The organism is Qipengyuania gaetbuli (assembly GCF_009827315.1).
Classification (GTDB): domain Bacteria; phylum Pseudomonadota; class Alphaproteobacteria; order Sphingomonadales; family Sphingomonadaceae; genus Qipengyuania; species Qipengyuania gaetbuli.
Genome location: NZ_WTYF01000003.1, coordinates 85,797 through 97,091 on the forward strand (window position 1 = coordinate 85,797; position 11,295 = coordinate 97,091).

General features: G+C 63.3%; 12 protein-coding genes and 1 other RNA gene. 11 read left to right on the top strand and 2 right to left on the bottom strand.

The features are described from left to right. Positions 1-9 precede the first annotated feature (9 nt). The 5 genes from GRI42_RS00650 to rnpB all read left to right on the top strand — a co-directional run bounded on the left by GRI42_RS00650 (position 10) and on the right by rnpB (position 3,398). Entirely contained in the window at positions 10-405 is a 396-nt protein-coding gene (locus GRI42_RS00650) for a Mov34/MPN/PAD-1 family protein (RefSeq protein ID WP_160606147.1), read from the top strand. Positions 406-440: 35 nt separating this feature from the next. Next, positions 441-1,100 (top strand): histidine phosphotransferase family protein, encoded by a 660-nt coding sequence (locus tag GRI42_RS00655; RefSeq protein ID WP_160606148.1) that lies wholly within the window; start codon positions 441-443, stop codon positions 1,098-1,100. Between the two features lie 80 nt (positions 1,101-1,180). Next, positions 1,181-1,816, top strand: a complete 636-nt coding sequence (locus GRI42_RS00660; protein WP_160606482.1) for an N-acetylmuramoyl-L-alanine amidase — start codon at positions 1,181-1,183, stop codon at positions 1,814-1,816. 163 nt (positions 1,817-1,979) lie between these two features. Continuing rightward, on the top strand, positions 1,980-2,699 hold the full coding sequence (locus tag GRI42_RS00665) for a methyltransferase family protein (RefSeq protein ID WP_160606149.1): 720 nt from the start codon (positions 1,980-1,982) through the stop codon (positions 2,697-2,699). Positions 2,700-2,992: 293 nt separating this feature from the next. Continuing rightward, an RNA gene (gene rnpB / locus GRI42_RS00670) (RNase P RNA component class A) lies at positions 2,993-3,398 on the top strand. 12 nt (positions 3,399-3,410) lie between these two features. Here the strand turns inward: rnpB and GRI42_RS00675 are convergent. After that, entirely contained in the window at positions 3,411-4,211 is an 801-nt protein-coding gene (locus tag GRI42_RS00675) for a metallophosphoesterase family protein (RefSeq protein WP_160606150.1), read from the bottom strand. A gap of 263 nt (positions 4,212-4,474) precedes the next feature. Here GRI42_RS00675 and GRI42_RS00680 point away from each other — a divergent pair, with 263 nt between their 5' ends. Together GRI42_RS00680 and GRI42_RS00685 are read left to right on the top strand one after the other, a co-directional pair. Beyond that, complete coding sequence (locus GRI42_RS00680; RefSeq protein ID WP_160606151.1) at positions 4,475-5,224, top strand: TorF family putative porin; 750 nt, start codon at positions 4,475-4,477, stop codon at positions 5,222-5,224. Between the two features lie 83 nt (positions 5,225-5,307). Further along, entirely contained in the window at positions 5,308-5,745 is a 438-nt protein-coding gene (locus GRI42_RS00685) for a VOC family protein (protein ID WP_160606152.1), read from the top strand. 10 nt (positions 5,746-5,755) lie between these two features. On the opposite strand, the gene nhaA is transcribed toward GRI42_RS00685, so the two are convergent. Continuing rightward, positions 5,756-6,985, bottom strand: coding sequence for a Na+/H+ antiporter NhaA (gene nhaA, locus GRI42_RS00690; RefSeq protein WP_160606153.1), 1,230 nt, complete (start codon positions 6,983-6,985; stop codon positions 5,756-5,758). Between the two features lie 85 nt (positions 6,986-7,070). Between nhaA and GRI42_RS00695 the strand changes: the two genes are divergently transcribed. From GRI42_RS00695 to GRI42_RS00710, 4 genes are read left to right on the top strand one after another with little or no spacing between them, the layout of a single operon-like run. Further along, positions 7,071-8,468, top strand: a complete 1,398-nt coding sequence (locus GRI42_RS00695) for a glycosyl transferase family protein (protein ID WP_325065275.1) — start codon at positions 7,071-7,073, stop codon at positions 8,466-8,468. Then, entirely contained in the window at positions 8,465-9,574 is a 1,110-nt protein-coding gene (locus GRI42_RS00700; RefSeq protein ID WP_160606155.1) for a hypothetical protein, read from the top strand. The genes GRI42_RS00695 and GRI42_RS00700 overlap by 4 nt, the downstream gene beginning before the upstream one ends. Before the next feature lie 46 nt (positions 9,575-9,620). Beyond that, the gene (locus GRI42_RS00705; RefSeq protein ID WP_160606156.1) at positions 9,621-10,526 is read left to right on the top strand and encodes a sulfite exporter TauE/SafE family protein; all 906 of its coding nucleotides are present in this window, start codon (positions 9,621-9,623) and stop codon (positions 10,524-10,526) included. Positions 10,527-10,564: 38 nt separating this feature from the next. Then, positions 10,565-11,275, top strand: coding sequence for a TIGR02186 family protein (locus tag GRI42_RS00710; RefSeq protein ID WP_160606484.1), 711 nt, complete (start codon positions 10,565-10,567; stop codon positions 11,273-11,275). Positions 11,276-11,295: the final 20 nt, after the last annotated feature.

Here is an 11,295-nt window from a genome sequence, read left to right on the forward strand (position 1 = left end):
CCATGCGCGATGACGCTCGAACTCTCAAGTGACGTGATGCAGCGCCTGCTGGATGAAGCGGCGAATGCACACCCGTGCGAATGCTGCGGGGTCTTGCTCGGCACAGCTTCGCGGATCGAGGAAGTCGTGCCCGCCGCCAACGTCCATGCAGAGCCCGCGAGGCACTTCGAAATCGACCCGCAGACCCTGATCGATGCCCACCGCGCCGCCCGTACGCGTGGTCCGCAGGTGCTCGGCTATTACCACTCGCATCCCAACGGACGCACCGGTCCTTCGCCCCGCGATGCCGAGCTGGCGGCAGGCGACGGGGTGGTTTGGGCGATTATCGCGGCAGGCGGAGTCACCTTCTGGCGCTCGGGGGATGGCGGTTTCCATGCGCTTCCCTATGTGGTCCGCGACCGCTAGAAGGCGGTTAATACATCGTACCCGACGGGATCTTCATGACTGACAGTACTTCCACCGATCTTGCGGCAATGCTCTGCTCGCGCCTGTGCCACGACATGCTCAGCCCGGTCGGCGCGCTCAGCAACGGGCTCGAGCTGCTGGCGATGGAAACCGACCCCGAAATGCGCGCCAACGTGGTCGCGCTGCTCGAACAGAGTGCGGCGATTTCCACCAACAAGCTCAAGTTCTTCCGTCTCGCCTTCGGTGCGGCCGGCGGTTTCGGCGACCGCGTCGACGTGGCAGAGCCGCGCGCGCTGATCGAGGCGCTGGTCGCGGACAAGAACAAGATCGAGATCAACTGGGCCATCGAGACCGCGAACCTCGGCAAGCCGGCGGTCAAGGTGCTTCTCAACTTCGCCCAGATCGCGATCGACGCGCTGGTGCGCGGCGGCACGCTGGATGTCGGCGCCGAAATCCGCGACGGCAATTGCGAGATCGTCGTCCGCGCCAGCGGCCCCAAGATCGCGTTCGACGACACCATCGGCAAGGCGCTCGACGGAAGCCTGCCGGCCCACGAACTCTCCAGCCGCACTGCGGCGGCCCACATGATCGCCCTGCTGGCAGAGCAGACCGGCGGCGGCCTCCAGTACGCCCGCACCGACGATACGCTGGTGATGGGCGCGGTCATGCCCGAAGGCGAAGGGCTCATCGGTTGAGCGCGGAGGGGAGCCGGGACGAACTCGTCCACCGCGAGGCGCTGTCACCCAATTTCGACGAGCGCGCGCTCCCCATTACCATGGTGGTCATCCATTATACGGAAATGCTCGGCGCGGAGGCTGCGCTGGAGCGTATGTGCGATCCCGAAACCAAGGTTTCGGCCCACTACCTCATCAGCGAGGAAGGCGAGGTCATCCGCCTCGTGCCCGAGGAAAAGCGTGCCTGGCATGCGGGCCTGTCCTATTGGCGCGGCCACAAGGACGTGAATTCGGCCAGCATCGGTATCGAACTCGACCATCCCGGCCATCTCAACGGCTATCGCGACTTTTCCGAAGCGCAGTTCGAGGCGCTTGTGCCGCTGCTGGCGCGAATGGTGAAGAAATACGACATCCCGCGCGCCAACGTGGTCGGCCATTCCGACGTGGCACCGGCGCGCAAGATCGATCCGGGCGAACTGTTCCCGTGGGAACGGCTGGCGGAATACGGCCTGTGCCTTTCCACCCCGAAGATCGAGCTGGGCGACCCGTTCGACAATGACGGGGCTTTCTACCTCGCGCTCGAACGCTTCGGTTACGACATCACCGACGGCCACAAGGCCGTGGAAGCGTTCCAGCGCCGCTGGCGCCCGCGCAAGATCGATGGCGAGATCGACGGCGAAATCCGTGCGATCCTGTTCCAGCTCCTGCTCGACCGGGACCGTGGAGCGCATCGCTAGGGGTGGCGTCTGCTATTGAGTGGAAAGCGGACGTTCGGAAGTGCATGAAAGGGTGAGCCCAGCCGCTTTCACGCTCCCCTTACCCGTATTTCTGCTCGGCCAATGGGAATTGCGCGCGATCCGTGATAAGCTGACAAGCGGGCTCTCGGGGGAGGGGAGTTTTATGAAGCGCTCTATTGTGCTGCTGTATGGCATCGTCAGCTACCTCGTCGGAGTTGCGGGCTTGGTGGCGATCATCGCGTCGCTGGCTCAGATCCTGCCTTTCGGATTTCTATGGCGAGAAGGGGCTTTTCCCGAAAATCCAATGCTCTGGAACACGCTACTCGTTACTGTCTGGGGCATAATCCACTCGGGCATGGCTCGACCCGGGTTCAAAACCGCGATCACAAGGCTCATACCCGTCGCCGCGGAGCGGTCGACCTACGTGCTGGTTTCAGGGGTCACCAGCATCCTTCTGACCGGCTTCTGGATGACGGTCCCCGGGCAGGTCTGGCATGTCCAGACAGGCATTCCTGCAAATATCATCTGGGCAGTGTTCGTCTTCGGATGGGCATTTCTTCTGGCGTCGACATTCGCCATCAACCATTTCGACCTGTTCGGGCTGCGACAAGTTCACCTGCACTTCCGGAACCAGCCCAACCCACCGCTGCCCTTCGTCAAACGGGCAATGTACGCCTACATCCGCCATCCAATACAAACGGGGGTCTTGATCGGCGTTTGGGCGACACCCTCGATGACAATGACGCAAATCGTCCTCAGCGTGGGCTTTACCGTCTATATTTTCATCGGTCTCTGGTTCGAGGAGCGCGACCTGATTGCCGAGCACGGTGACGCTTATCGCGCCTACCGTATGGAAACGGGGAAGGTTCTCCCCAAATTCTGAATCCCTTTTATCGATTCCGGGTTATGTGACGACAAATTCCGCAATCGGGTCGTTAGCTGCCATACGCGCTTTCCTACGTGATGTGGGGCATGGCAGCGTCGACCAGTGTTGCGCAGCGCTTCACATTCCTCATTGCAGCATTTTCCACCTCGTCCACGCGCCAGATCGCATTTCTCTGCCAGGACCGTGTTCCAAGTGTTCCATCCTGTGGGGACAAGCACGGGCAGGTCCAACTTGCACCCGACATCACTTCCGCTTGGCGAAGGGGCTGCAAGCGCCTATCTGCACCCGGGCCAGGGGGCCGGGCAGCCGCGGATGCTAGCATCCGAGGAAAGTCCGGGCTCCACGAAACCAGGGTGGCGGGTAACGCCCGCCGGGGGTGACCCCAGGGAAAGTGCCGCAGAAAGCAAACCGCCGATGGCCCGCTTGCGGGATCAGGCAAGGATGAAAGGGTGCGGTAAGAGCGCACCGGGGCGCTGGTAACAGGGCTCGCACGGTAAACCCCACCCGGAGCAAGGCCGAATAGGGGCGGCACGTTCCCGAAAGGGAGCAGATGCGTTTCGCATCGACCGCCCGGGTTGGCTGCTTGAGCCATGGGGCAACCCATGGCCCAGACGAATGGCTGCCGCCGCGGATACGGTCCGGTCTTCCGGATACCGTCTGCGGAGACAGAACCCGGCTTACAGGCCCCCTGGCATCAATTTCGGGAAATCAGTCCTGCTTGCGGACGGCGATGCTGCCGTCTTCCGCCTCGAACGCCTGGATCCGGCGGCGGCTGTCTCCTTCGAGCACCAGTGCGGTAAGTACCCCGGTGCGGAAGGCGCCGGTATCGATCCCGACGCGGTCGCCGGTGTCCTCGACTTCCTCGAAGATCGTATGCCCGTGGACAACGACGTGGCTGAAAGGCTCGGCGTGGTTGAGGAAACGCTCGCGGATCCACAGGAGGTCCTTGCGCTTCTGTTCCTCGACCGGGCGCTTGGGATTGATGCCGGCGTGGACGAGGACATAGTCGCCGACCACGATCATGTCCTCGAAGGCCGCGAGGAAATCGCGGTGCTTTTGCGGCACGATCTTGTGCATCGCCTTCTGCACTTCGGCGATCTGCATGCGGTTGTATTCCTTGCGCTTGAGACCGTAGCTCAGCACCGTCTCGCGGCCACCGTGGCGCAGGAAATGGCGCAGCACTTCCTTGTCCTCGAAGCTTTCGAGAAACATTTCCTCGTGATTGCCGGCCAGATAGCGGACCTTGCGCGTCTTGCCCCAGTTGCGCGCCAGCTTGATGACGCCTGCGCTGTCGGGACCGCGATCGACAAGGTCACCCAGGAACACCACGGTTGAGTTTGCCGGCGCGCAGGCTGCATCGTCCGCCTCGATCGCTTCCTGCAAGGCCTCCAGCAGGTCGAGCCGGCCGTGGATATCGCCGATCACATACCAGCGCTCACCCTGCGGGACGTGCGCGATGCGCCGCCCCTTTTCGGGCTTGCGGAATATCTGGCGAAGGGCGTTAAGCATGGTTCGAAGCGGTTACCTGTTGCGGGCGCATTTAGGCATTAGCCTTCATGGCAGCAAGCGATGAGCGGCGGGTGAACGCCTTCGCAGTTGCACAATAGACACGCTTCACGCTGCGATAGCGAAAAGATGAAACAGCTATCTTGCGCAGTTGAAGAGGATACTGCACCTTTATTTCGATTTCGCCCGAGGAGCCCTTTCAAGAATCGGGACCCGGCGAAAACGCAGGTGGGACGAAGCACCAATCCGAACCCAAGGAGTTCGAAATGCTCACGTCCTTTCGCGGCCGTCTGGCCGTATCCCTCGCCGCCCTTGCATGCGGCATCTCCTCCCCGGCGCTTGCGCAGGACGAAGAAGAATCCGGCCCGATCACCGTATCGGCCAATGCAGCCCTGACCACCGACTACCGTTTCCGCGGCGTATCGCTTTCGGGCGGTGACCCGGCCATCCAGGGCGGCGTCGACGTCGCGCACGAAAGCGGCTTCTACGTCGGCGTATGGGCCTCCTCGATCGATGGCGGCGACGCTTACGGCGAGATGGAGTTCGACATTTACGGCGGCTGGTCGGGCCAGCTGACCGACGCGGTCAGCCTCGATGTCGGCCTGCTCTATTACGCCTATCCGACCGAGGAACTGGGCCTCGATACCGACTATTGGGAGCCTTACGCTTCCGTCGGCTTCAACCTCGGCCCGGCAGAAGCGACCGTCGGCGTAGCCTATGCCTTCGAACAAGATTCGCTCGGCGGCGATGACAACCTCTATGTCTACACCGATCTCAGCGCCGGCCTGCCCGGCACGCCCGTGACGGTGACTGGACATCTCGGCTATACCGATGGCGCACTGGCTCCGCCGCTGCTTGCCGGCGATGCAGACGACAGCGGCATGGATTGGTCGATCGGCGCGAGCGTGACGGCCGGCATTCTAGAAGTGGGCGTGTCCTACGTCGGCGTCGAGGGCCCCTCGATCGATGGCTTTACCGACGATGCGCTGGTCGGGACGATCACAGCCAGCTTCTGATTTCGCACGAGGTCAACCGAAGGGGGCTCGTCCTTGTGACGGGCCCCCTTTCGCATGGAGGCCATGATGCCTAGTTGCGGTTCATGACCAAATATCTCCATACCATGATCCGTGTCACCGATCCCGAAGCGACGGTGGCGTTCTTCGAACTGATCGGCCTGACGGAAGTCCGCCGGGCGGATAGCGAGCAGGGCCGCTTCACGCTTATCTTCCTGGCCGCACCCGGGCAGGAAGGCGTGGCCGAGGTGGAACTCACCTATAACTGGCCGCCTGAAGACGGGGGCGAGGGCGAGGCCTATTCAGGCGGCCGCAATTTCGGCCATCTCGCCTACCGCGTCGATAATATCTACGACACCTGCCAGCGGCTGATGGACGCCGGTCACACGATCAACCGTCCGCCGCGCGACGGGCACATGGCTTTCGTGCGGACACCCGACGGAATTTCCATCGAGCTCCTGCAGGAAGGCTACCTCGAGCCCCAGGAACCTTGGGCCAGCATGCCGAATACCGGAAGCTGGTGAGTAGCGCGGACTAGCGCTCGTCTTCCTCGAGATAGGGCGAGCGCTGGTCGTCGGGGTGGTCGGTCGTCATGCGCAGGATCGTGTAACCGACGACTGCCGAGATGAGCGAGCCCATGAGGATGCCGATCTTGGCTTCCTCGATCAGCAGGCTGTTGCCGGCGAACGCCAGACTGGAAATGAACAGCGACATGGTGAAGCCGATCCCGCACAGGATCGATACGCCCCAGATTTCCGCCCAGTTCGCCCCTTCCGGACGCGGTGCGAAACCGACCTTGTCGGCGATCCAGATGGCCGAGAAAATACCGACCTGCTTGCCCACGAACAGGCCAGCGGCAATCGCCAGCGGGAGCGGGGCAAGGATGCCCGCAAGGCCAAGTGCGCCCAGCTCGACACCGGCATTCGCGAAACCAAATACGGGCACGATGAGATAGGCGCTCCATGGCGCGAGGTTGTGCTCGAGATGCTCGAGCATGGTGTCGTCGTCCTTGCCGACCATGGGAATGGTCAGGGCGGCCACGACGCCTGCGATAGTCGCATGAACGCCTGAATTCAGCACCAGGAACCACAGCAGCAGGGCCATCAGGATGAAAGGCGTATAAGCGCTCACCCGTGCGCGGTTCATCGCCATCATGATGCCGGTCACCACGACTGCGGCAACCAGCCACGCAAACTTGAGATTGGCCGTGTAGAATAGGGCGATTACCAGCACCGCCCCGATATCGTCGACGATCGCGACCGTAAGCAGGAACAGGCGCAACGAAGCCGGAACGCGGTTACCCAGCAGACCCAGCACGCCCATGGCAAACGCGATGTCGGTGGCAGCCGGGATAGCCCAGCCGCGCGTCAGGTCCTGCGCGCCTTCGGCATTGACGAAGAACAGGTACACCAGCGCAGGCAGGATCATGCCTGCCGCCGCCGCGAGGACGGGCATCTTGCGCTGGTCGTTGTCGGACAACTGGCCCTCGATCCACTCGCGTTTCACCTCGAGGCCCACAACGAAAAAGAAAATCGCCATCAGTCCGTCGTTGATCCACAGGTGCAGCGTGTTGAGCTTGAACGCCTCGGCAGAGAACAGCTCACCGTGGAAGAGGTGGTGATACTCGGTCGCCAGGGGCGAATTAGCCGCAATCATCGCAGCAAGTGCAACCAGGATCAGCAGGATGCCCGCAGACGCGTCGCTGACGAAGAGGGCGCGAACCGGGGCGAACACGAGACGGATGGGATTTTGCCTGTCAGTCATATCGGGGTGCTCTCTTTCGCAAAGCATCGCTCGTTGCAAGGGTCGATTCCCTGCGTTAGGTAACTCACTGGGGGGAAACGGTTTGTTGGTCGCACAATTTACCGCCGGCGAATGGCTGGCGCTCATTCAGCATGAACTCTTGCTCATGGCGGCGGTGTTTTTCGGCATCGGGCTGCTGGACGAGCTGGCGATGGACGCTGCCTACATCTGGCTGCGCCTGACTGGCCGTACGAAGACCGAAAGGCTTCCCGGAACAGACCTCAGGGACGAGGAACTGATGGGCATGGCGGCCGTGTTCATTCCCGCCTGGCGGGAAGACGCGGTTATCGGTCCGACCCTGACCCATGCGCTTGCTTCATGGCCGCAAGAGGACCTGCGGATCTATGTCGGCTGCTATCGCAACGATCCTGAAACGCAGGCCTCGATCGCCGTTGCCGCAAGAGCGGACCGGCGGGTGCGCATGGTCATCGTCGGGGAGGATGGACCGACCAGCAAGGCGCATTGCCTGAACCGTCTCTATCTCGCGTTGCAGGATGACGAGGCAAGGATGCGCTGCAAGGCGCACATGGTCGTGCTGCACGATGCAGAGGACATGGTCGATCCCGCGGCGCTCGTCCTGCTCGACCGGGCAGTGTGGCTCAGCGATTTCGTGCAATTGCCGGTCATGGCCCTGCCGCCTTCTGATTCCCGCTGGATCGCGAACCACTATTCCGACGAATTCGCGGAATCCCATGCGAAGGCGATGGTCGTGCGCGATGCCCTCGGCTGCGCCATTCCGGGTGCCGGGGTCGGCTCTGCCATTGCCCGCCCGATGCTGGACCGGCTGGCCCGGGCCCACCAGGGCGAACCTTTCGCACGCCATTCGCTGACCGAGGATTACGAACTTGGCCAGAGGGTGGTCGCGCTGGGCGGGGCGGGGCGGTTCCTGCGCGTTCGGACACAGGGCGGCAGCCTGGTCGCAACCCGCGCCTATTTCCCGTCTTCGCTGGAGACTTCGGTACGCCAGAAGACCCGCTGGGTGCATGGCATCGCGCTGCAGGGCTGGGACCGGCTCGGGTGGGGCGGGTCGTTGCTCAATCGCTGGATGACCTTGCGCGACCGGCGCGGCCCGCTGGCGGCGCTGGTGCTGGCCTGTGCCTATTTCCTCGTTGCCGCGTCCTTCATTTCGGGACTGGCGGTAGAATTCGGCCTTGTCGCTGCGCTCGAGCCTTCGCCGCTGCTTCGCGCGCTTCTCCTCTTCACGCTTGCAGGCCTGTTCTGGCGATGCGCGGCAAGAGCGGTCTTCACGGCACGCGAATATGGCGCGGCAGAAGGCCTGCGCGCCATTCCGCGCGTCATCGTATCGAACATCATCGCGATCATGAGTGGGAGAAGGGCGCTCGCCGCCTATTTCGGAACACTGCGCGGCGCGCCGGTCGTTTGGGACAAGACCGAGCATAGCGACCATCCGGCCATCGCTCTGCAACGAGAACTGCCCGCATGATTTCCGCCGGAGTCGAGCGACGCGGACGCCCGCTGGTATTCCTGCTGGTCGTGCTCGGTGGCTGGACGATGCTGCGCATGGCGACCTGGGAGAACCCCTTTCCCCACCAGTTTGTGCCGCAATGGGCCGCACCCGTAGTGGAGCGGTTCGTCCAGCAAGAGGCTCCGGCGAGGGCGACGAGCGAGCTTGCAGCCCGCGCCGTACAGGCGAGGCATACCGCAACGAAGTTCGCCATGCGCGACCCGCATGGATCGGACCTCGATGCCGCCAGCGACATCGCTGCGCATCCAGCGCCCTTCGCGGAAGGACGGACGCTGGCAGGGCACAATCTCCTTTTCATGGCGGCGATGGCGCGCATTCCCATGCCTTCCAGCATCGCAGACGTGCTCGGCAGGGACGATATGGCAGGAACGGTATCTCCCGTCTCTGCCGGGTCCGAAGAAGTTCCGCAGCGCCGCTGGCGGTTCGACGGCTGGCTGCTGCTTCGCGGCGTGAGCGCGGGCGAGGTTGGCACTGGTCCGGCACTCTCGTCCTACGGAGGCAGTCAGGCAGGTGCATTGCTTGCCTATTCGCTTGCACCGGGTTCTCGGCGCGATCCGGCATTCTACTTGCGGGCAAGTGCTGCCCTGCGCGAACCCGGCCAGAGCGAAGCGGCCCTGGGAGTGCGCGTGCGACCGCTCGGCGACAGGCGGCTCGCGCTCCATGCAGAGGTTCGCGGCGCACAAACCGGCTCCGGGACACAGGTGCGCCCTGCAGCTTTCGCTACCTACGGATACGAAAACCGTAACCTGCCGCATCGGCTCGGTGCGCGCGCCTATGCTCAGGCCGGTTACGTAGGCAGCGATTTCGCGACCGGCTTCGCCGATGGCCAGCTGGTCCTGGATCGCGAAGTCGCGAAGTTCGATCTTGCGACCCTTCGTGTCGGAGCAGGGGCATGGGGCGGAATCCAGAAAGGCGCCGGGCGAATCGATGTCGGGCCTTCGGCCGGCCTCGAGATGGAAATCGGCGATGTTCCGGCGCGTATCGGCCTCGACTATCGGATCCGGATTGCAGGGGACGCGGAGCCAGGAGACGGCCCTGCGCTGACCCTTTCGACGGGCTTTTGACACGGTTCAGCTTTTATCGACGGTGCGCCTGCGATAGGGCACCGCAATGGACGTCTACCTGCCAATCGCGAACCTGTCGGTCGATGGCCTCGTCATCGTCGCGCTGGGTGCGCTGACGGGCGTGCTGTCGGGCCTGTTCGGCGTCGGCGGCGGCTTCCTTACGACTCCGCTGCTCATCTTCTACGGCATCCCGCCCACGGTCGCGGCAGCCTCTGCCTCGACGCAGGTCACCGGTGCCAGCGTTTCGGGCGTACTCGCCCATTCGAAGCGCCGCGGCGTGGATTACCGCATGGGCGCGGTCCTGATCGGGGGCGGCGTGATCGGTTCGGGTTTCGGAGCCCTGCTGTTCAATTTCTTCCGCGCGATCGGCCAGATCGACGTGGTCATCAATGCGCTATATGTCGTGCTGCTCGGCTCGATCGGGATCCTGATGGCCAAGGAAGCCCTGCAGACGCTTCGCGGCTCCGCCGGCAAGCAGGCCCCGCGCCGGCGCCACCATCCGCTGGTGGCCAGCCTGCCGTTCCGCTGGCGGTTCTATGCCTCGGGCCTCTACATCTCGCCGCTGGCACCGCTGTTGGTCGGGGTGGTCGTCGGCATGCTGACCATGCTGATGGGCGTGGGCGGCGGCTTCATCCTCGTGCCCGCCATGCTCTACATCCTTGGCATGAGCGCGAACGTCGTGGTGGGCACGAGCCTGTTCAACATCCTCTTCGTCACCATCGCGACGACCATCATGCATTCGGTGACCACGCGCGCCGTCGATATCGTGCTGGTCGCGCTGCTGCTGCTCGGTTCGGTATCGGGCGCGCAGTTCGGATCGCAATTCGCGGTCAAGGCGAAGCCGGAAGTCCTGCGCCTCGTGCTTGCCGGCATCGTGCTGCTCGTGGCCTTCAACATGTTCCTGCGCCTGTTCTACCGGCCTGACGAAATCTTCACGGTGTCGCCGCTGTGATCCGTGCGGCTCTCCTCACGCTCGCCGCCTTCGTGCTGATGGGACAGCGCGATCCGGTGCTGGTGCCCGAAGTGTCGCAGCACGAGGTGCAGGTGCGCCAGGGCTTCGTCGGACAGGAGCTGCTGCTGTTCGGTGCGATCCTCGATCCGGCCGGCGGGCCAGGCGAGGAATACGACATCGTCGTCGTCCTGAAAGGCCCTAGCGAGCCGATCCGCCTGCGCGAGAAAGAACGTTTCGCAGGAGTTTGGATCAATGCGGAAAGCAGCGATTTCCGGTCCGTGCCCAGCTATTTCGCCGTCGCGTCCTCGCGTCCCATCAACGAGATCGTCGACGACAAGACGGCTGCCATCTACGAATTCGGCACCGACTATATCCAGCTGTCGCCGAGCGGCTCGATCGAACCCGCGGTCGAACGGCGGTTCGCGGCGGGCCTCGTCGATCTCAAGCGCCGGCAGGGGCTCTACCGGGAAGATTTCGGCGGCGTGCAGATAAACGAAGGCGTGCTTTACCAGGCGCGCATCGAGCTTCCCTCAAACGTGACCACGGGCATCTATTCGGCCGAAACCTTTGCCGTGACCCGCGGCCGCGTCATTGCTTCAGCAATTTCGGAAGTCGAGGTACGCAAGGTGGGCTTCGAACGCGTGGTCGAGAACGGCGCGAACAACTGGGGCCTTGCCTATGGCCTGCTTGCCGTGATGCTCTCGGTCGGCATGGGCTGGGGTGCAGGACGCCTCTTCGCCAAGCTCTGACAAACGCCAGAAAGCGTCAT

Bases quoted from the DNA above. Each gene is read 5' to 3' on its own strand.
- nhaA (WP_160606153.1), bottom strand. From the start codon at position 6,985: ATGACTGACAGGCAAAATCCCATCCGTCTCGTGTTCGCCCCGGTTCGC.
- GRI42_RS00710 (WP_160606484.1), top strand. From the start codon at position 10,565: ATGGGACAGCGCGATCCGGTGCTGGTGCCCGAAGTGTCGCAGCACGAG.
- GRI42_RS00675 (WP_160606150.1), bottom strand. From the start codon at position 4,211: ATGCTTAACGCCCTTCGCCAGATATTCCGCAAGCCCGAAAAGGGGCGG.
- GRI42_RS00685 (WP_160606152.1), top strand. From the start codon at position 5,308: ATGACCAAATATCTCCATACCATGATCCGTGTCACCGATCCCGAAGCG.
- GRI42_RS00660 (WP_160606482.1), top strand. From the start codon at position 1,181: ATGGTGGTCATCCATTATACGGAAATGCTCGGCGCGGAGGCTGCGCTG.
- GRI42_RS00655 (WP_160606148.1), top strand. From the start codon at position 441: ATGACTGACAGTACTTCCACCGATCTTGCGGCAATGCTCTGCTCGCGC.
- GRI42_RS00665 (WP_160606149.1), top strand. From the start codon at position 1,980: ATGAAGCGCTCTATTGTGCTGCTGTATGGCATCGTCAGCTACCTCGTC.
- GRI42_RS00680 (WP_160606151.1), top strand. From the start codon at position 4,475: ATGCTCACGTCCTTTCGCGGCCGTCTGGCCGTATCCCTCGCCGCCCTT.
- GRI42_RS00700 (WP_160606155.1), top strand. From the start codon at position 8,465: ATGATTTCCGCCGGAGTCGAGCGACGCGGACGCCCGCTGGTATTCCTG.
- GRI42_RS00705 (WP_160606156.1), top strand. From the start codon at position 9,621: ATGGACGTCTACCTGCCAATCGCGAACCTGTCGGTCGATGGCCTCGTC.
- GRI42_RS00650 (WP_160606147.1), top strand. From the start codon at position 10: ATGACGCTCGAACTCTCAAGTGACGTGATGCAGCGCCTGCTGGATGAA.